The organism is Rhodococcus sp. WAY2, from assembly GCF_009859915.1.
Classification (GTDB): domain Bacteria; phylum Actinomycetota; class Actinomycetes; order Mycobacteriales; family Mycobacteriaceae; genus Rhodococcus_F; species Rhodococcus_F oxybenzonivorans.
In genome coordinates this window covers 103,211-121,870 of the sequence record NZ_CP046573.1, presented here as the reverse complement: position 1 = coordinate 121,870, position 18,660 = coordinate 103,211, and the positions used below count along the sequence as shown (strand labels likewise).

At 65.9% G+C, this 18,660-nt stretch carries 18 protein-coding genes and 1 pseudogene; 10 read left to right on the top strand and 9 right to left on the bottom strand.

What is annotated here, in order from left to right; all coding sequences use genetic code 11:
• Nucleotides 1-270 (top strand): hypothetical protein, encoded by a 270-nt coding sequence (locus GFS60_RS40435; protein WP_159927856.1) that lies wholly within the window; start codon nucleotides 1-3, stop codon nucleotides 268-270.
• 249 nt (nucleotides 271-519) lie between these two features.
• Here GFS60_RS40435 and GFS60_RS30560 read toward each other — a convergent pair whose 3' ends face one another.
• The 8 genes and pseudogenes from GFS60_RS30560 to GFS60_RS30520 all read right to left on the bottom strand — a co-directional run bounded on the left by GFS60_RS30560 (nucleotide 520) and on the right by GFS60_RS30520 (nucleotide 7,459).
• Complete coding sequence (locus GFS60_RS30560; protein WP_159927854.1) at nucleotides 520-876, bottom strand: type II toxin-antitoxin system PemK/MazF family toxin; 357 nt, start codon at nucleotides 874-876, stop codon at nucleotides 520-522.
• Complete coding sequence (locus GFS60_RS30555; protein WP_159927852.1) at nucleotides 873-1,085, bottom strand: ribbon-helix-helix domain-containing protein; 213 nt, start codon at nucleotides 1,083-1,085, stop codon at nucleotides 873-875. The genes GFS60_RS30560 and GFS60_RS30555 overlap by 4 nt, the downstream gene beginning before the upstream one ends.
• Nucleotides 1,086-1,567: 482 nt before the next feature.
• Nucleotides 1,568-2,104 (bottom strand): PAS and ANTAR domain-containing protein, encoded by a 537-nt coding sequence (locus GFS60_RS30550; protein WP_159929025.1) that lies wholly within the window; start codon nucleotides 2,102-2,104, stop codon nucleotides 1,568-1,570.
• A gap of 60 nt (nucleotides 2,105-2,164) precedes the next feature.
• A protein-coding gene (locus GFS60_RS30545; RefSeq protein WP_159927925.1) for an IS3 family transposase occupies nucleotides 2,165-3,396 on the bottom strand; the annotation gives its coding sequence in 2 pieces (ribosomal slippage) (nucleotides 2,165-3,075 and nucleotides 3,075-3,396; 1,233 coding nt in all).
• Between the two features lie 762 nt (nucleotides 3,397-4,158).
• Nucleotides 4,159-4,458 (bottom strand): annotated as a pseudogene (locus tag GFS60_RS30535) (WhiB family transcriptional regulator); the annotation flags it as partial.
• Nucleotides 4,459-4,677: 219 nt separating this feature from the next.
• The gene (locus tag GFS60_RS30530) at nucleotides 4,678-5,562 is read right to left on the bottom strand and encodes a crotonase/enoyl-CoA hydratase family protein (protein ID WP_159927850.1); all 885 of its coding nucleotides are present in this window, start codon (nucleotides 5,560-5,562) and stop codon (nucleotides 4,678-4,680) included.
• 20 nt (nucleotides 5,563-5,582) lie between these two features.
• The gene (locus GFS60_RS30525) at nucleotides 5,583-6,557 is read right to left on the bottom strand and encodes an NAD(P)H-dependent flavin oxidoreductase (RefSeq protein ID WP_201453676.1); all 975 of its coding nucleotides are present in this window, start codon (nucleotides 6,555-6,557) and stop codon (nucleotides 5,583-5,585) included.
• A gap of 2 nt (nucleotides 6,558-6,559) precedes the next feature.
• Nucleotides 6,560-7,459: an SMP-30/gluconolactonase/LRE family protein gene (locus tag GFS60_RS30520; RefSeq protein WP_159927846.1), complete on the bottom strand. Its 900-nt coding sequence runs from the start codon at nucleotides 7,457-7,459 to the stop codon at nucleotides 6,560-6,562.
• Between the two features lie 249 nt (nucleotides 7,460-7,708).
• Here GFS60_RS30520 and GFS60_RS30515 point away from each other — a divergent pair, with 249 nt between their 5' ends.
• From GFS60_RS30515 to GFS60_RS30500, 4 genes are all read left to right on the top strand, one after another.
• Nucleotides 7,709-9,289 (top strand): long-chain fatty acid--CoA ligase, encoded by a 1,581-nt coding sequence (locus GFS60_RS30515; protein WP_159927844.1) that lies wholly within the window; start codon nucleotides 7,709-7,711, stop codon nucleotides 9,287-9,289.
• 176 nt (nucleotides 9,290-9,465) lie between these two features.
• Entirely contained in the window at nucleotides 9,466-9,732 is a 267-nt protein-coding gene (locus tag GFS60_RS30510; protein ID WP_159927842.1) for a helix-turn-helix domain-containing protein, read from the top strand.
• Nucleotides 9,733-9,885: 153 nt separating this feature from the next.
• Nucleotides 9,886-11,031: an acyl-CoA dehydrogenase family protein gene (locus GFS60_RS30505; protein WP_159927840.1), complete on the top strand. Its 1,146-nt coding sequence runs from the start codon at nucleotides 9,886-9,888 to the stop codon at nucleotides 11,029-11,031.
• 151 nt (nucleotides 11,032-11,182) lie between these two features.
• A complete protein-coding gene (locus GFS60_RS30500) occupies nucleotides 11,183-12,829 on the top strand; it encodes a flavin-containing monooxygenase (RefSeq protein ID WP_159927838.1) in 1,647 nt (548 codons plus the stop codon).
• A 605-nt stretch (nucleotides 12,830-13,434) separates the two neighbouring features.
• Here the strand turns inward: GFS60_RS30500 and GFS60_RS30495 are convergent.
• Nucleotides 13,435-14,379: a phospholipase D family protein gene (locus tag GFS60_RS30495; protein WP_159927836.1), complete on the bottom strand. Its 945-nt coding sequence runs from the start codon at nucleotides 14,377-14,379 to the stop codon at nucleotides 13,435-13,437.
• 265 nt (nucleotides 14,380-14,644) lie between these two features.
• Between GFS60_RS30495 and GFS60_RS30490 the strand changes: the two genes are divergently transcribed.
• The 5 genes from GFS60_RS30490 (at nucleotide 14,645) to GFS60_RS30470 (ending at nucleotide 18,541) form a co-directional block, all read left to right on the top strand.
• A complete protein-coding gene (locus GFS60_RS30490; RefSeq protein WP_159927834.1) occupies nucleotides 14,645-14,872 on the top strand; it encodes a hypothetical protein in 228 nt (75 codons plus the stop codon).
• A 109-nt stretch (nucleotides 14,873-14,981) separates the two neighbouring features.
• A complete protein-coding gene (locus GFS60_RS30485; RefSeq protein ID WP_159927832.1) occupies nucleotides 14,982-15,167 on the top strand; it encodes a hypothetical protein in 186 nt (61 codons plus the stop codon).
• 193 nt (nucleotides 15,168-15,360) lie between these two features.
• Nucleotides 15,361-15,753 carry a hypothetical protein gene (locus GFS60_RS30480; RefSeq protein WP_159927830.1) on the top strand — a complete coding sequence of 131 codons (393 nt, stop codon included), beginning with the start codon at nucleotides 15,361-15,363 and terminating at the stop codon, nucleotides 15,751-15,753.
• Nucleotides 15,750-17,744 (top strand): hypothetical protein, encoded by a 1,995-nt coding sequence (locus GFS60_RS30475; protein WP_159927828.1) that lies wholly within the window; start codon nucleotides 15,750-15,752, stop codon nucleotides 17,742-17,744. Before GFS60_RS30480 ends, GFS60_RS30475 begins: the two co-directional genes overlap by 4 nt.
• Nucleotides 17,744-18,541, top strand: a complete 798-nt coding sequence (locus GFS60_RS30470; protein WP_159927826.1) for a hypothetical protein — start codon at nucleotides 17,744-17,746, stop codon at nucleotides 18,539-18,541. The genes GFS60_RS30475 and GFS60_RS30470 overlap by 1 nt, the downstream gene beginning before the upstream one ends.
• Nucleotides 18,542-18,660: the final 119 nt, after the last annotated feature.

Sequence of the window (18,660 nt, the reverse complement as noted above, 5' to 3'; positions counted from 1 at the left end):
TTGACGGATATAGAAGCATCCTGGATCGAGTGGAGGCAGTTGATCTATCAGGGGAATGTTGGTCATGCCTGCGCCGAAGAGTACGCCGCCGAGACCCAGGGACGGGCCGTCCGGATGTATCGGGACCGGATCGCCGAGCGCGGCGGCTCGAAGGTCGCCGTCCGTCACCACGTCGGGCGAGCTGCTCGGCATCGCACCGGCGACCCTGCGGAACTGGATCGAGCGGGAGGAGAGCCGCCAGGCCCCCGGCGCATCGTCTTCGGCACCTGACGTGTTGGCCGAGATCGCCAGACTTCGCCGAGAAGTATCCGAATTACGCAGAGCCAACGAGATTTTGAAGACCGCGAACGCGTTTTTGCGGCGGCGGAGGTCGACCACCAACTGCGGCCAAGCAGCGCGGACCCATCTCGGGCACCGACCTGAGCGAGCATACGCCGTTCACGCCGTCACACGGTGTACGCGGCCAACAAGCACCTCTACGGTGCCAGCAAGATCTGTGGCGGAGATGTGCGGCAGTGATCAGCGCAGATCAAGATGCAGCCGCAAAGCTTCCTCTAGCGCGGCAAGCGTTCTCGTTGAAAGCTTCCCGACAGGCTCAAGGTCGAGACGACGCACCGAAACCGAACGCACCTGTTCCGCTTGAGCCTTCGACTCACGCGGCATACCCGATTCGTCAGGGTCGACGAGAACCTGAAACGCGAACACATGTGCAGTGTTACTCGTCAACGGCACCACAGTAACCACCCCCTGACCGAGCCTCTCCGCTGTCGCATTGGCGCGATCATTACTCACCACAACAGCGGGTCGACGCTTGGCCGCTTCACTCCCCTGCGCCGGATCAAGATCAACCCAGTGCACATGACCCCGGCGGATCATTCGTCATCTGCCGAAGTGACATCCCAGTCGTCGTCGACACCACCCTCGACAAAAGCCGCCGCGTAGTCGCGCTCGAGACCCACCGCCCCGAGCATCCGAACCGCCGCTCGAATCCCCGCCGACCGGCCACCCAGACCGTGGTCGCGAACGTATGCGTCGAGGACGCGCGCGTCCTCGTCGGGCAAACTGATCGTGAACCTCGTCGTCATACCGCAATCATACTCCAGTATGAATCAATCGGGGCAGGCCGAAACCGCCGATATCTCGGGCAACCCACCCTCCGCTCCGCGTGCGGATGTGTCACAAACAACTCATGCATCAGCGGCGCCGCGCTGCGATGGCACGGCTACGTGCGCGAGGAGGTGTCCGGGTCGAGGCTGACCTCGACCCGGTCCTTCTCCACCACAATTCGCAATCTGAATACTTCGCGACCGGGGTTTGCGAATGCTCCCTCAAGTAGCCCATTTCGCGCGCGGACGGCGTGTTGCTGTGCACGGCGCCCGCTGGAACGACACTGCGGCTACCCGGTTTGCGTCAACAGAAGGATCTCCCGGCAGCATCTACGGCGCCGCTGCCTCCTCGCCTGCCCGACCGCGTTGGGTGGAAACTCCGCGGTAGTGGGCCACACCAGGAGCCTCGGCCGCAGCGGCCACCCCACCGGTATGGTCACCGTCACGGCCGCGGGGAGAGGTCAGCGGCCGCGGCTGTGCACGGTCAGCAGCAGGTGATCGACGCGGTGGCGGAGCCCGGCCTCGTCGGGGTCGAGGTCGGCAAGACCGGCGACGAACGCTTCAGCGATCGTGCGCAGCCGGATGTTGGTGTCCTGGGATCGCCAGGCGAGGATGTCGAACGCCCGGTCCGCGGAAATGCCGTAGGCCAGCATCAGTGCCCCCTTGGCCTGCTCGATCACCGCCCGTGACTGCGTGAGTTCGGCGACCACTTCGTCGACGGAGTCCTTCACATCGCTGGTGTGGGAATCGGTGATGTCGATGTAGAACCCGCTCGTGCCGATCACCCGGCCGGTGTCGTCGTGCACACGGTCACCGACGACGACGACGTGCCGGATCCTGCCGACGGTATCGACAATGCGGTGTTTGCTGCTGAACGGTTCGGCATCGGTGACCATCCGATCGAGAACCCGGGCGACCTGCGGATGGTCCTCGGGATGTTTGTGCGAGAGCAACAACTCGGTGGTCGGCTCGACCTCACCCGGCCGGTATCCGTGCATACGGGCCACGATGTCGGACCACTCCCACGGGGCTTCCCCCCGAGATGTGGACACCAATTCTTATGCGGCGGTGGCCAGCGTAGCCGATCGCTGCTCGAAGTCGATCGGACAGATCTGGCCGAGAGTGGAGTGCCTCCTTCTGGTGTTGTAGCGGGTGATCCAACGGAAGACGGCGGCGCGGGCCTCACCCGCGCTGTTCCAGCGCTTCCGGCCCTGGAGCGTCTCCCGTTTCAACGTCGCGTTGAACGATTCGGCGGCGGCGTTGTCCGCTGACGTTCCGACCGCGCCTCGCGACCGGGTCACTCCCAGCTCGCGGCAAACATCCGCGAAGTTCTGCGAGACGTATTGGGCGCCGTTGTCGCTGTGAAATATTGCCCCGTCGAGACCGGTGGCACCACGGGCGGCGGCCGCCGCCCGCAGCGCGTCAGTGACCAGCTCGGTGCGCATGTGTGGGGCGATCGACCAACCCGCCAGCCGTTTCGAGTTCAGATCCAATACTGTTGCCAGGTACAGGAATTGCCCGTCACCGACCGGAAGGTAGGTGATGTCCCCGACGTACTTGGTGTTCGGTGCGCTCGCGGTGAAATCGCGCCGGATCAGGTCCGGCACCGGAGTCGCGGAGGGTTCGGGGACCGTGGTGCGGACCGTCTTGCGCAGGTGCACCCCGACGATTCCGTTCTCGCGCATCACCCGTTCCACCCGCTTGTGATTGACCTCGATCCCGACATCGCGCAGCTCGGCCGTGATGCGTGGGGCCCCGTAGGTGCCATCGAAGTCGTCGTGGATGGCGCGGATGCGCGTCGCGAGCTCCTCGTCGGCGTGGGCGCGTTCAGCACGGGCCGGTGCGGCGGCAAGCCACCGGTAGAAGCCGGACCGGGACACCTCGAGGATCTGGCACAGCCACTTCACCGGAGCGGTGTCGCGGTGGTCGTCGACGAACTGGAAGCGGCTCACCAGTTGGTCTCGCCCGCGAAATATTTCGCGGCCCTGCGCAGGATCTCCCGTTCGGTTTCGAGCTTCCGGATCTGGGCCTTAAGCTGCTTGTTTTCTTCCTCCAACACGGACTCGGACGATACCTCGCCTGCCCGCGATGCCGGCCGCGCCGCCCCATTGGCCCGCAGCTCAGCCGTGGAGATACCGGTGCGTTTGCGTTCCGCGCGGACCCAGTTGCGCAGAGTCTCGCGGCTGACTCCCAGGTCGTTGCCGATGCCGTCGAAGGTGTGGCTCGGATCGGACAGATACAGTGCGACGGCATCGGCCTTGAACTCCGCCGAGTACGCCTTCATGACCATTGGTGACATCTCTTCCTCTGGGCCCTCACGACCCAGTGTTCACGATGTCCTCATTCAGGGGGGAACCCCCCTCGTACTGATCCGCAACGATAGGCATTGCGACGGATCTCCTTCCCAGAGGGTGACGTCGTGTCGGCGTCTGCCCGGGAAGAACACTTCGAGGCAGGCCTGTAACGGGCCACGACCCGCGCACACGGGTAGGTCAGGCTTCTGATCAAGCCACCGAAGCGAGACCGGGTCGGCGTCGCCGTCTCGACCGAGTGGACAGATCCTGGAAAGTGCACCCCGAAAGGGCCATGCGGTTCAGGGGTCACACCCAGTCGCGACGACGACACCGATCCTGCCAGCCAGCCCCGGGCCAGCCACTACAAACACTTACAGACGGTTCACTCCGGTGACGACCTGGCGCAGGTCCCGGGCGACCGGGGCCTGCAACGCCAGCAGCGCCAGGGCCTGCTCCTCGCACGGACCGTGTGACTGCTCGATCTGCTCGGTGAGGTCGAACACCCGCTCGGTCAGCGGTAGGTCGGTCCGGATGAGGGCGGCGATGGCCTCCCCGGCCGGGTGGCACATCGACGCCAGCCGGCCGGTCAGGTCGCCGAGTTGCTCGTGACACTTTAGCCGCATCGCATCATCGTCGGGCACTCCGCAGGGGGCTTCGCGCTCGTCCCGCGTAGTTATCGGGAGGCCGCTGGTTACCAGGAGGCCGCGTCCCCGGGTGCCGGCGGAGGTCGGTCGGTCGAGGTGCCGCGGCGGGAGGGGCCGGTGCTCGCCGCGACGCAGCCGGCGGGCGTGTCGTCGGTCGGTTTCGGTCATGCCGCCCCAGACGCCGTAAGGCTCGCCGGTGCTCAACGCGTGATCGCGGCACTGCACGAGAACCGGGCACCCCTCGCAGATCTGTTTGGCGCTGGATTCGCGGCGGGCTCTGGCGGTCCCGCGCTCGCTGTCGGGGGAGAAGAACACCGACGATTCGACACCGCGGCACGCGGCGTCCTCCCGCCAGTCCCGGTCGCCGGGGGTGATCTCCTCGGTGGGCGGCGATGAGGGTCCTACGAGCAGCACTGCGGTTCCTTCCTTCCCGGAACGTGGGAGCCGTCGAGACGGATCCGGACCACGCCAGGAAGCTTTTCCATGGTGACGGGTATCGGTTATGCCTCGTTTCCGATAAACGAAACCGAATAACCTGTTTGTGAAGGCGTACGCGCACCGTCCACGACGACGATTCGTTCCGTGGTCATCTGCCAGTAGCCCTTCTGTGTCTGTTTGCGCTCGGTCGGACGTTCATGAGGAAGGGGCATCGACCCACGCCTCGTAGAACGGCGGCATCTCGGATGCCCTCCCGCGGAACTGGGGTGGGCGCTTGTCGAGAAAGGCTCGCACGCCCTCGTCGCCGTCGCCGATGCTCGTGTGGAACATGGCCAGGGAATCGACGCGATGGGCCTCGACAGGATGCGGTGCCGCCGAATTCCGCAGAAGCATCTGGCGCATGAGTGCGACCGATACCGCGGACCGGTCGAGTGTCCACGCGTCCGCCAGTGCCCGTGCTTCACCGAGCAGCGCATCGGGTTCATGAATGGCCTGCGCCAGCCCGGCCTCGTGCGCGGCGGCGGCATCGAGAATCTCTGCGCGGTATACCAGATCTAGTGCTGCGGGCAGGCCGACGAGCCGGGGCAGAAACCAGGTCGAGCAGGCTTCGGGCACGATTCCGAGCGTGCCGAACACCAGCCCGAATCGCGCCCTGCTCGACAATAGACGCGCGTCCATCGCCAACGTCATAGTCGCGCCGATTCCGACAGCCGCACCGTTGATCGCGGCGATCACCGGTTTGCGGCAGCCGTGGATCGCGAGGGTGACACGGCCACCGGTGTCGCGGATCCGGCGCAGCCCTGGGTCGTGGAGATCGTGCATGTCGGCGAGGGACGGCCTTTTCGACTCGTCGAGACCGAACACGTTTCCTTCGCTCGACAGGTCCATGCCGGCGCAGAACGCGCGTCCCTCCCCGGTGACAATCACCGCTCGGACCTCGTCGTTATCGTTCACCGACACGAAGGTGTGCTCGATTTCGTCGGCCATCTCGACGGTGAATGCGTTGAGGTGGTCGGAACGGTCGAGCACGACAGTGAGGATGCCGTCCTCGATCTCGTGGCGGATGGTCGTGTATTCCATGATTGTTCCTTGCCTACATGTCAGGTGAGGTCGGCGGCGATCCTGCGGATGGCGGCTTCGGCGTCGCTCACGATGTCCGAGATGATCGTCTTACAGGGCAGGACGGCCTCGATGAGGCCCTGGGACTGGCCAGCCCACCACATTCCGCCGTCCATGTCGCCGTTCTGCAACACCTCGGTGCGTCCGCGTACCCCGGATGCGAGGTCCGCGACATCGGCGAATTCTGCGCCCGGCCGGGCCGAAAGGGCTGCGATCTCCTCGGAAATCGAATTCCGGGCCACACGAGCGGTGTTGCGGAACTCCCGGAACACGAGGATGGTCTGGCGTTCGTCGTTCGCGACGATCTGGGCCTTGACGTTCGGATGCACCGGGGCTTCGTCGCTCGCGACGAACCGGGTGCCCATATTGATCGCGCAAGCCCCGAGGGCGAGTGCTGCTACGAGCCCGTCCCCGGTGGCGAACCCGCCGCTGGCGATGATCGGGATGTCGAGGACGCGGGCCGCGGCGGGGACGAGGATGAGCCCCGGGATGTCCTCGTTGCCAGGGTGGCCGGCGCACTCGAACCCGTCGATGCTCACCGCGTCGACGCCCATTGATTGGGCCTTCACGGCGTGCCGAACTGCCACCGCCTTGTGGATGACCTTGATCCCTGCGGCCTTGAACGCGGCGACGTGCTCCTGGGGATTGCTGCCGGCGGTCTCGACGATAGTTATGCCGCCGTCGATAATTGCAGCGCGGTACTCGTCGTAGGGGACGGGATTGACCGTCGGGAGAAGCGTGAGGTTCACGCCGAACGACTTGTCGGTCATCTCCCGGCACCGGACGATTTCGGCCGCGAGTGCTTCGGGTGTGGGTTGGGTCAATGCGGTGAGGAACCCGAGTCCGCCGGCCTCGGCGACGGCGGAGATCAGCTCCGCGGTGCCCACGCCGGTCATACCCCCGCACACAACGGGGTGTTCGACACCGAAGGCCTCGGTGAAACGTGTATTCAGCATCGTCACGGCCTTCCTGCGTGCGGAACGTCGACGGTCGTCGAGAGGACCTTGGCCTCCCGTGCGGCACTGCGCTTGGCCTCGTCGAAATCCGGTGCGACGGAGAGGAACAGGGTTCGTCCGTCGTCTCCGCCGAGGGCGACCGCGAACACGCCGAGCGGTGCGGTGCTCACCTCGTCGAGGACGACTCCGCCCTCACCCAATCGGACGGCGCGTTGGTTGACGCAGTCGGCGATCCAGATAGCGCCCTCGGCGTCGAGGGCCTGGCCGTCGGGGGCGATCGTGCATGCCGCGAGCCGCTTCTCGACGTTCGGTTCGTCGCCGAGGTCTCCGAAGGAGGCGAAATCTTCTCGGTGGCCGAGTGTTCCGACACTTGCGATGTCGAACCTGGAGATGCGGTTGCCGAATAATTCGTTGACGTAGAGCGTCTTTCCGTCCGGGGAGATGCACATGCCGTTCGGGAAGGACAGCCCGTCGGCGGCCACGCGGGAGGTGCCGTCGGTGTCGACGAGGACGACGACGCCGTGCTCGTGGTCGGCGCCGCCCATGAGGTCGAACCCGAATTCGCCGACGTATGCCTGTCCGTTCGCGGCGACCACCATGTCGTTGGCGTAGCCGCGGCAGTGGGCGGATATGTCGGCGTGTTCGACGAGCGAGCCGTCGGGTTCTCTGCGGAGGATTTTGCGGTCCTTCATCGAGACGACGAGCATGCGTCCGTCGGGGAGCCAGCCGAGACCGGAGGGCTGGTGGTCGACGGTGCAGACCCGTTCGATGGATCCGTCGGCGTTCACGACGTTGACCGAGTGGGTGTAGAAGTCCACGAACCACAGCCGGCCCTCATGCCAGCGGGGTCCCTCGGTGTAGGTGAAGCCCGCCGCGATCTCGGTGAGCTGACGATCGGACATGTCGGTACCTCTTTCCTGGGTTCTGCTCGTGCCACGTGCCGTGCCATCCGCCGAAGGTCGATTGACCCGTACGGGTGGTGTGAGCCCAGTCTTGCGACGTGCGCTGTGGTGTGGGTGTCCCACAACGCAACAGTGCGTTGCAGAGCGGCGTGTGGATCCGGGTGCTGTCGCGAATTCGGACGGTCTGCAGGGCGGTTCGGCATGGACGCTGGTCGCACGCTCACCCACCGGATCCGGAGGAATACCGCCATGCTCACCACGATGATGGATCGTCCACTGCTGATCAGCTCGCTGCTGTGGCACGCCGAGAACGTCTTCGCCGACCGGGTCGGGGTTTCATGCGACGCCGGCCGCGGCGACCGGGAGTTCACCTACCGCGATCTCGGCGCGGCCACCCGCCGGTTCGCCGGTGCGTTCGACGACCTGGGAATCGGGTTCGGGACGAGGGTTGCGACGCTGGCGTGGAACACCTTCGGACACCTCGTTGCCTACTATGCCGTCCCGGCGTCCGGGGCGATCCTGCACACCGTCAACCACCGGGTGTCGCCCGACCACATCGCCTATACGATGGACAAAGCCGAGGACGAGGTGGTCCTGATCGACGCCGACCTTCTGCCCGTGCTCACCGAAGTCCTCCCGCGCCTGCCGCGCATCCGGCACGTGGTCGTCTTCGGCACGCTCGACCGCCTCGATCGCGCACTGTCTGCGACAGTGACGTGGTGGTCGTTCGATCGCCTCCTGCACGATGCCGTACCGATCGAGGAGTTTCCGGAGTTCGACGAGACCACCGCGTCGTCGATCTGCTTCACTTCCGGTACCACCGGGTTGCCCAAGGGAGTGGTGTACAGCCACCGCAGCACCGTGCTGCATGCCATGGCGATCAGTGCGTCCGGTGGTGTCGCGATCGAGGGGTCACGCTCGTATCTGCTGGCCACGCAGATGTCCCACGTCCACAGCTGGGGTGTTCCACACGCGGGGGTCCTGCAGGGCGCCCGCCTCGTCCTTCCCGGGCCGCACCCCTCGCCGGCCGAGCTGCTGCGGATCACGACGGAGCAGACCCCGGACGTGGTCGTCGGTGCACCGGCCGTTGCCGCGCTCATGCGCGAGCGGTTCGACGCCGAGCCCGCCCGCTACGACCTCGGGAGCGTGCACACCCTGTGGCTGGGCGGTCAGGTACCGCCGTCGGGGCTGGTGAACTGGTGGGCCGCGCACGGAGTCTCGACCGTCAACGGGTGGGGTATGACCGAGACCTCGCCGATGGGGACCTTCAGTCACGTCCCGGCGAGCCAGGGGCAGCCCCTGCCGCTGTTCCAGGTGCGCATCGTCGACGAGGAGGGGCGAAGTCTACCGTGGAACGGGTTCACCACCGGTGAGCTCGAAGCTCGCTCACCGTGGGTGACCGGCACGTACCTCGACGACGACCGTACCGGCGACGCGTTCGACGACGGTTGGTTGCGGACCGGCGACGTCGCGGTGATCCACCCCGACGGTCAGGTCGAGATCCGCGATCGGGTCAAGGACCTCATCAAGAGCGGCGGGGAGTGGATCTCCTCCGTCGAGTTGGAGAACACGCTGCTGCTGCACCCGGCCGTGCTCGAGGCCGCTGTCATCGCGGTGCCGCACGAGACGTGGCAGGAACGCCCCGTCGCGTGGGTCCGGCTGACCGACGACGTCTCCGACGACGGACTGCGGGCACATCTGGCGGCGACCCTGCCGAAATTCTGGCTTCCGGACACGTTCGTGCGGGTGGCCGAGGTCCCCAAGACGTCGGTGGGCAAGCTCGACAAGACGCGGATGCGGCACATGTGGTGCGCGGGCGTCGAGGTGTAGCGTTCTGGGACACTCACAGCCGATGTGACCTCGGTTACATAATGGGTGTACTGGCTGCGAGGTGTTCCGAGGTGGTGATGTGTGGTGACCGACTGGATCCGCGCGCGGGTGGATGATCGTGACATCGACGCGCACGAGGGTGCTCCATTGGGGTTGCGGCCGGAGATCGAGCAGTCGTGGCGTCGGCGGTGCTGTCGACGGCCATCTCGAGGTCGATGGGGTTCGACATCAGACTCGAGCACGTCCCCGACGACTACCGCGCACTCGGGTCGGGTCGACAACTCACTTCCCTCGAACGCAGCGAGCGGGACACGATCGTGCGTGCCCTCGACGAAGCCGACGGCAACAAGTCCCTCGCCGCGGATCGGCTCGAGGTCGCCCGATCGCCGCTGTACCGCACAATCCGTGCGCTCGGCATGGACAACAGACGCTACGGATCCTGACCTCCCGAAAGCCCCTGTCGCATAACGGGACATCCCCACCTGACTCGGAGCGGAGACGATGGGCGCAGGACGGGTGACCCTCGGGTTACCCGACTCCTCGCGCGCCACCGCAGTAGGCGGTGACGTCGGACCGACCCGAAGGGATGATCAACGATGAAACGCACAGTCTACGGCGACGACCACGCGGCCTACCGGGACTCTGTCCGCCAATTCCTGGCGCGGTATTTCGAACCGCGCGCCGAGGACGTTCGGGCCGACAAGGCGCTGCCCCGGGAATTCTGGCTCGAAGCCGGCAAACACGATCTGCTCGGGCTCGAAGTCCCGGCCGAGTACACAGGTGGTGACGCGGGCGACTACCGCTTCAACGCGGTGCTCATCGAGGAATTGGCGAAGGTCAACGCAGCTCTGGCGTCGAGCGTCAGTATCCACTGTGACGTCGTAGCACCGTATCTGGTGCATCTGACCACCGACGAGCAGAAGGCCCGGTGGCTGCCAGGGGTGTGCTCGGGCGAGATGCTCACCGCGATCGGGATGACCGAGCCCGGCGGAGGTTCGGATTTGGCCGCGCTCAAGACCACCGCGGTACGCGACGGCGGCAGCTGGGTGCTCTCCGGCGCTAAAACGTTCATCACCAACGGGTATTCGGCAGATCTGGTGGTGATCGCGGCACGGACCTCGCCGGAGAAGAAGGCCAAGGGCATCACTCTCTTCGGTGTCGAGACCTCCCTGCCCGGATTCGAGCGCGGCCGCAAACTCGACAAGGTCGGCCAGGACGAAGCGGACACCGCAGAATTGTTCCTCGACAACGTGCGGGTCACCGACGCCGACGTGATCGGCGAGCTCGATCGCGGGTTCATCCACATGATGTCGTTCCTACCCCAGGAACGACTGGGATGTGCCATCGCCAACCTCGCGCACGCTGCGCAGATTCTCGACGAGACCGTCGACTACTGCCGTGAGAGAAAGGCATTCGGTCAGGTGATCGGAACCTTCCAGCACAACAAGTTCCTGATCGCCGACCTGGTGACACAGATCGAGGTCACGCAGGCATATGTCGATCGGTGCGTCGAGGCGCACGTGGCCGGTGAGCTCACCTCCGTCGATGCGGCGAAGGCGAAGTGGTGGACCGCCGACGTGCAAAACCGGGTGATCGACCACTGCGTGCAGCTGCACGGTGGCTACGGCTACATGAACGAATACCGGGTGGCGCGGGCGTGGCGGGATGCGCGGGTCTCGAGAATCTGGGCAGGATCGAACGAGATCATGAAGGAACTGATCGGCCGCGATCTCGGATTCTGAACCCGATAGTGGTCTGGCCCTGCGTATGTGAACAAAGTATGACATGTGTCCGTGATTCGATTTCGGACACTTCACATCACGCAATCGGTTCTAACGTCATAGGCGTCCGGGCGGGAATGCACGTCCCGGGAAAATCTCGAGGAGGAACGACATGACGGCATCCCAGGCCGACACGGCCACCCGCACCGGCAAACACTCGAACAGCGACGTGCTCGACGTCCTGATCATCGGCGGAGGCTTCTCCGGCCTGTACGCGCTGGACCGGCTTCGCGACCTCGGCTTCACCGCCAAGGTCTGGGACGCCGCCGGCGGACTCGGCGGAATCTGGTGGTGGAACTGCTATCCCGGCGCACGCACCGACAGCACCGGGCAGATCTACCAGTTCTCGCACAAAGAATTATGGAAGAAGTACGACTTCGCTGAACTGTATCCAGGGCACGACGGAGTCCGAAATTACTTCGAATATGTCGACTCACAACTGGATCTCACCCGCGACGTCGTGTTCGACACCTTCGCCGAGTCCTGCACATGGGACGAGGAGACCCGGCAGTGGACCGCGCGGTCCGCGGACGGCAAGGTGCAGAATGCGCGGCAGGTGATCGTCGCGACCGGATTCGGTGCCAAGCCGCTGTATCCGAACCTCGAGGGGCTCGACTCGTTCGCCGGCGACTGCTACCACACCGCTCGCTGGCCGCAGGAGGGCGTCGACATGACGGGCCGCAAGGTCGTCGTCATGGGCACCGGGTCCAGCGGCGTGCAGGTCGTCCAGGAAGCCGGTCACGTCGCCGAACACGTCACGGTGTTCCAACGCACCCCGAACCTGGCGATTCCTATGCAACAACGCGCACTCACGCACGACGACAACGAACAGTTCCGGAAGGGACTGCCCGAGCGGTTCGAGGCACGTTACAAGGCCTTTGCTGGATTCGACTTCGACTTTCTGCCGCAGAACGCCGCCGACCTGAGCATGGAGGAACGCGACGCGATCTACGAGAAGATGTGGGCGGAGGGTGGTTTCGAGATGTGGCTCGGAAACTTCCAGGACATCCTCGTCGACGAGGACGCCAACCGCACGTTCTACGACTTCTGGCGCAACAAGGTCCTCGAGCGGGTCACCGATCCGAAGAAGGCCGCGATCGTGGCGCCCGAGACACCGCCGCACCCCTACGGCGTCAAGCGCCCCTCCCTCGAGCAGGACTACTTCGACGTCATCAACCAGAGCAACGTCGAGGTAATCGACTCCAACCTGACCCCGATCCGCCGGGTGCTGCCCCACGGGATCGAGACCGACGACGGCGTCATCGAATGCGACCTGCTCGTACTGGCCACGGGCTTCGACAACAACAGCGGCGGCATCATGGCCATCGACATCACCGGCGTCGACGGATTGAGTATCCAGGACAAGTGGAAGTCCGGCGTCGACACCTGCATGGGCCTGTCCACCCGCGGGTTCCCGAACATGATGTTCCTCTACGGCCCCCAGAGTCCATCCGGCTTCTGCAACGGCCCGACCTCCGCCGAGTACCAAGGTGAGATCGTTGTGAAGTTCCTGCAGCACCTGCGCGACAACGGCATCACCCGGTTCGAAAACACCGAAGAATCGGAAAAGCAGTGGCGTGCACACGTCGACGAACTGTTCGTCAACTCGATGTTCACGAAAGCCCGCTCGTGGTACTGGGGCGCGAACGTCCCCGGCAAGCCGGCGCAGATGCTCAACTACTCGGGCGGTGTTCCCCAGTACTTCGCGCGGTGGGACGAGATCAAGGCCAACGGCTACGCCGCCTTCGAGACGAACTGACCGAAGAGAGGACGCGTGGGTCACGGTGCATCTCCGCGGCCCACACGGCGTCGCCCGACGGTGCACTGGAAGTACTCGCACGGCGCATCGTCCAGTCGCTGAGCGGTCGGTGACTTGAACGTCGTGCCCCTTGTGGCGAGGGAGGGGAAAGTTTCAGCACAGTGACGTATGTGCCCCAGCAGCCCGGTCCACTATCTTTCCCGCCGGAACCGGATGGCCCGCCGCAGAACTGACATCGTCATCAAGCGTGCCCAGACGCTCCGCGGCCGTGACGACAAGGCCAGGATAGCTAACCGCGCTACGCTAGCTAGCAACGCAAATCGGGGGCGACATATTGTGCAAGGCGCGGTGCCCGTCTTGTGGCTCACGGGGTTCGACCACCCCGGCATCCACTTCTCGCGGGGAGCGGGCAGTGGTGAACCGGTCGACGGCATCGACAGAGACTGTGTTCGCCGTTGAGGGAGAAAGCAGCAGTTACACGCCGGACATTGTCGAGGGCGAGAGGTCGCGGATGAGAACGCCGTCGAGTTCCGTGCAGACTCGGCGCGTTCGATGGGCCGGGCGGCTCGGTGTTGGCGCGCCACTCATGTCGTGGGCGTGTCCGCTCAGAGGTTCCATAGTGCGAGTAGCGCGGTCCGGAGGCTGGGGGAGCGGACGTAGTGATCGGTCCGCAGCCGTGAGCCGGGGTGCCCGAGGTCGGTGAGCGTTTTCTCGGCGTCGTTGAGAGGCGCCGGTGGCAGGTCGGTGCGGGTGCGTAGGAAGAACAACACCGCTCCGCCCGATCGTGGGATCCGCATCGGGTCGGAGATCACCACGGCCGGCGGGTGGATCCACTCGTCGCCGGTGGAGACGAAGACAATCACGTCACCGCGCCGAATGGTGCCGCGTGTGTCGAGGCGGAGCGAGTCGAGCTGGTACTTCACCACCGGGCCGCCGGCGGCGTTGTGCCGGCCCCGCTGGGTGTCGAGGACCTGCTGTTCGGTGTCGGTGGGTTCGTAATCGACGGCGTGTTTGACGAACATCCGGCGTACCGGTGTGGGCAGGAAATCTGTGTCGGTGCGAACGCGGCCGGTGACCCCGGGCAGGGGGACGGCGCGGCCGATCTCCCACTCGAGGATCGCGTCGTCGAGGAACACCTGATCGACCTCGGTGATCTCGTCGAGGCTGTCGATGAACGTGCGGACACCGGCGACGATGTCGGGGTCGTCGGTGATGATCACGGCGTCGTCGGCGAGGGTGGAGTTCTCGGAGGCGTTTGCCGACCCGATCACCGCCCGGGTATTGGTGGCGATCACCTTGGCGTGCAGGGTCGGTGACGACAGCACCCGCACCCCCCGCTCGAGGTAGTAGGTGAGGGCGGCGGGGGAGGTGGCGTGCGCCCGGATAGCGGCCTTGGAGGCGTTGACGACCAGCAGGTCCCCGGCGCGCAGCGGGAGCAGCTCGGGTGCGTCCTGGCCGAGGTAGCCGATCGCGGCGTATCGGGCGCCCCGGGTGCGGATGGCGCGGGTGATGTGCGGCCACGGGCTCGGCCCGTGGAAGGTGGTCCCCATACCGACAGACGGTAACCGGCCCGCCTTGCGTGTGGTGCCGGTCCCGGGCAACGCTAAAAGAAGCTAAAAGGGGGGCGCCGCCGGTCCGTCGCTCCCGGCGCGCGTCGACAGTCGCGTGGGTGGGCTGACGGCGGTCGCCCGGGGTGCAGCGATACGGTCGAATCTCGGTTGCGGACAACGCGTCGGCGTCGGCTTCGGCCCCGACCGGCGGACCGGCGCTCGTACGCTATGGGCACCACGAGACGCGACCGGCGGGAGAAGGATCATGAGTTACGAAGCGATCTACGACGGGGTCCGTTATCCACTCGCCGATGCGGCCGCCGCGCACGGCCTCGAGGACGACATCCGGGGCATCTTCGCAGACAGCGGCAACGGGGGATTCGTCGGTTTCGTCAGCCAAAACTCGACGGTTCGCCTGCTGATCACGCCGGCGACTCCGATCGCGATTCGGGGCAGCGACGAGCCGAACCCGACCGTCGTCCACCGCTGGTAACCCCGCCCCAGCAGCTACCTCCGTCGGCCGCGCCGGTGTGTCCGCCCTATGGACGAGGGGTTGTCAAGTGAGACTTTCGGCATCCACTGCCAAGTACAAGGAGGGTACGGTGCCCAGCCTCATCTTCAATGGTGTCACCTACGGCATCAGCCAGACCCGATTCGAGGCCACCCGGGAGCTGCTCGCACGGTTCGCCGAAGGACACACCCTGGGAGTGACGATGTCGCTCACCCATGACGGCGCCCGGCACCACCTGTTCATCACCCCCGGGGTACCGATCACGCTCGTGGAATGACGGCTCCCGCGGTGGTCGAGTCACGACGGTTTCCTGCGCTGATGTGCCCGGGCAGTGTCTCCGGCGTCGTCGCCACCAGCGCCCGTCGATGCCTCCGGCGCGGTGGTAGCACCCCGGTCAGATCCTGGGCGCAACTCTGCGCGCAAACATGCCAGCGAAAATACCGGTAACAAGGCACGTAGTGGGTAGGGTGATGTCCGCGCACGTATACGGGTGGCACACCGAACACGAGTGGGTGGGGATGGCGAAGGTAGGAAATTCTCAAGGCGGCTCCCGCCGCCGCCCGACCGGGGCCGGACGAGGCGCCGCGGGGTCGGGGAAACGCGCTTCCGGTGCGGGAGACTTCGGTGGTGCGGGAACACCGAGTCCGGAATTGACGGCGAAGCTGGAACCGCGGAAGGGGCCGACGAAGGTTCCGCTCAACACCCGGGTCCTGGCCTCGACGGAGGCCCGGCTGAACTGGCTCGTGAACGATCGCCAATCCACGGTGACCAATGTCGTGGACGTGGCCCTGCAGGAATTCTTCGACCGCTACCGCGTCCCGCCGGCTGATCTCGACGGCCGGATCGCCGAGCAGGAGTCATGAGCTCCCCGTGGGAACAGATCCCCCTCTTCACCCTGCCCGACACCACCCCGGCAACGCCCCGCGAATCCGCCGAAAAAGACGGTTCCCCCAACGCAACCGATCAGGCGGGTGTCACCGATGAGGCGGGCTCGGAACCCACCGTTGCCACCCACCCTGAATTCCACGGGCAGGGGGACGCTGACTCGCACGAGCCGGGGGACGCTGAATTACACCAGCAGGGGGACGCTGAGTCGGACGAGCAGGTTGACGTCGCCGAAACTCCCACGAGCACGGAGTCTCCCGAGCTGGTCAGCGCCGACGCCGAGGCCAACGCCGAGGCCGACGGCGACGTGGCCGACGGCGTCGCGGCCGATCCGCCGGTGTGGGAGGCGCTGCCGGCGGGGGAGGCCGCGGATGGGCATGCGTTGATCGTGACCGCCGCCGGGACGTATACCCCGTCGGGAAAGGAGTTGACCGGGCCGGTCGATTCACTCGAGAAGCTGGACAAGCTGATTCGGTGGGCCTCGTTGACCCCGTTGGGGGCACCCGCCCAGATCTGGATCGTCGGGTTGGCGGCATGTGAGCTCCTCGGGTGGGTGATCGATCCGGGCAGTGAGGACGACGTCGACGACATGGAAGCGTTGCGGACCCGCGCCGCCGCGGAGTTGACCGCCACCCTGCATGCCACCCTGCCCCCGCTACTCGGTGCGGGGTGGGAGCTGCGCGGCGAACCCGGGCATGTGGTGCACCTGTCCCGCACGATCGGGAACTTCACGTCGATGGTCGATGTGGTGATCGAACCGTATGTGTGGACGTACTGGAACAAGGACTTCGGCTGGCACAACCGGGTCGGCGATATGGGTGTCCTCGGCTCACCCACGGCAGGAACCTATCTCCCCGACGACGACCTCCCGGCGGCGCGGGAACTGGGCCGCCGGCTGGCGTGGTGCGCCCAGCATCTCGGGGTGCTCCCCGGGCCCACCCCGGCCCGCACCGGCGCCGCGATCATCGACAAGATCAAACGCGAACGCACCCGCAGCGGTAAGGGCATCGTGGTGACAACCGCGGGTCCGGTGCCGCCGCTCGATGGCGCCCCGCGCGGGGATCTCGAGCCCGCGGTCGGCTGGACCCGGGTCCCGCAGGCGAGTGATCTCGAGGATGCGTACCGGTTGGTGTCGATCGACCAACGCGCCGCCTATCTGGCCTCGGCCGGGATGCTCGAACTCGGCTACGGACAACCCACACATGTGACCGGTGGGTCGGCCGCGGCCGCCGCAGCATCAGGGGCGAAGGGCACCCCGTTCGGGTTGTGGCGGATCACCCTGCCGGCGGGGCAGACGTTGTCGCTGCCCGAGAAGCTGCCTCTGCCGCATCCGCACATGCTCGCCGATCAGCCGGTGCAGACCTGGGTCACCTCGGTCAGTATCGACGGGTTGTGCGCACCGGTGGCGGATGGCGGGATTGGCGCCGACCTCGACGACCTCGACATCACCGAGGCGTGGGTGTATCCGCAGCAGGGGCGGGTGCTGGACAAGTGGGCGAAGATCCTGCGCGAGGCCCGCAAGACCGCCGTCGAGACTGGGGATGCGGCGATGAAGGGATTCGTGGGTTCCTGCTACAAGGGGTACATCGGGCGGATGGTGAATCCGGACATGTGGACCGCGACCCGGATGCAGCATCATCATCAGCCGTTGTGGCGGGCGTCGATCATCGCGCATTGCCGGTGGCGGGGCCGCCGGGTCGCGATGCGCATCGCCCGCGAACATCATCGTTGGCCGGTCCGCACTGTCACCGACTCCTGGGTATACCTCCTCCCCAACGGTCAAGACATTGCCGACCCGAGCGAGGCGTTGGGGAAGATGACGGTGGAAAAGGACGTGGCCCTCACCGACACCGTCCTGGACGCGGTGGCGTCGGCTGCGGATGTGCACGAGGTGAACCTGGCGATCAAGGCCGCCTTCACCGACCACGAGGACACCGCCGACGACGAAGACGGGGAGGGGGTGGACTGATGGCTTTGCATCTGCCGAAGCCGCGGACGAAGAAGCCGGCGCAGCAGGCGGTCGGGCTCGACGGCCTGAAGGTGTCGGTCGCGAATGCCGCGACCAGCGGGGTGGAGAAGTCGAAGCAGGTCACAACCGGGGGACTGGCCGGGCTGACCAGCAAAGTCTCCGTCAAACAACTGCGCACCGAACTCGGCAACGAGGGTCTGCGGCAGGCGGCGATCGACGCCGGCCGCACCCCACCGTCGGACCGCACCCTGCGCCGGTGGGCGCAACAGGGCCGCATCCCGCACGCGGATGTCCTCGAGCGGGCGCAACGGCGGGCGGCGATCGAGCGTCTCGGTGGTATCGACGCGGTGGCCGCGAAGATCGGCCGGTCCCGTTCCGCGGTGTCCCGGTACCGGTCGGGGGAGACCAACGAGTTACGCGCCGATGCCAGCAAGAAACTCAAAAAGGTGCGGGCCGAGGACATCATGAAACGTGCCGGAGTGTTGCGCCCCGATGGCACACCGAAGACCGCGGTCATCCGGATCAAGGGTGGGGTGATGGTCCGCAACGGCGCCGACGAGGGCTACGACTACCGGGTCCGTACCCTGGATTTCGCGAACTCCGACACCCCCTTCACCAGCGAAGAATCGCGCGAACTCGCCGCCGCCCTCGCCAATGATGATCATGCCCGGGTCGTCGCCTTGCTCGAGCGGCACGCCACCCTCGACTACCCGGAGAACAAGGGCTTCGACAGATACAGCGACCAATTCGGATTCCACTTCGACCACATCGACTCCGTCCACATCGACTGGATCTAACAGTCCTTCACGAACCTCGGCTGGGCGCCGGAACATTACAGGGCTGCTGGATATTTCAGGACGCTGTGTCCCTCACCTCGACCAGGGCGTGGCCGGCCGGGACAGCGGTCTGCCCACCA

Bases quoted from the DNA above. Each gene is read 5' to 3' on its own strand.
- GFS60_RS30520 (WP_159927846.1), bottom strand. From the start codon at position 7,459: ATGTCCGATCGTCAGCTCACCGAGATCGCGGCGGGCTTCACCTACACC.
- GFS60_RS30475 (WP_159927828.1), top strand. From the start codon at position 15,750: ATGAGCTCCCCGTGGGAACAGATCCCCCTCTTCACCCTGCCCGACACC.
- GFS60_RS30470 (WP_159927826.1), top strand. From the start codon at position 17,744: ATGGCTTTGCATCTGCCGAAGCCGCGGACGAAGAAGCCGGCGCAGCAG.
- GFS60_RS30530 (WP_159927850.1), bottom strand. From the start codon at position 5,562: ATGGAATACACGACCATCCGCCACGAGATCGAGGACGGCATCCTCACT.
- GFS60_RS30525 (WP_201453676.1), bottom strand. From the start codon at position 6,557: ATGCTGAATACACGTTTCACCGAGGCCTTCGGTGTCGAACACCCCGTT.
- GFS60_RS30505 (WP_159927840.1), top strand. From the start codon at position 9,886: ATGAAACGCACAGTCTACGGCGACGACCACGCGGCCTACCGGGACTCT.
- GFS60_RS30490 (WP_159927834.1), top strand. From the start codon at position 14,645: ATGAGTTACGAAGCGATCTACGACGGGGTCCGTTATCCACTCGCCGAT.
- GFS60_RS30555 (WP_159927852.1), bottom strand. From the start codon at position 1,085: ATGACGACGAGGTTCACGATCAGTTTGCCCGACGAGGACGCGCGCGTC.
- GFS60_RS30480 (WP_159927830.1), top strand. From the start codon at position 15,361: ATGTCCGCGCACGTATACGGGTGGCACACCGAACACGAGTGGGTGGGG.
- GFS60_RS30550 (WP_159929025.1), bottom strand. From the start codon at position 2,104: ATGCACGGATACCGGCCGGGTGAGGTCGAGCCGACCACCGAGTTGTTG.
- GFS60_RS30560 (WP_159927854.1), bottom strand. From the start codon at position 876: ATGATCCGCCGGGGTCATGTGCACTGGGTTGATCTTGATCCGGCGCAG.
- GFS60_RS30515 (WP_159927844.1), top strand. From the start codon at position 7,709: ATGCTCACCACGATGATGGATCGTCCACTGCTGATCAGCTCGCTGCTG.
- GFS60_RS30500 (WP_159927838.1), top strand. From the start codon at position 11,183: ATGACGGCATCCCAGGCCGACACGGCCACCCGCACCGGCAAACACTCG.
- GFS60_RS30495 (WP_159927836.1), bottom strand. From the start codon at position 14,379: ATGGGGACCACCTTCCACGGGCCGAGCCCGTGGCCGCACATCACCCGC.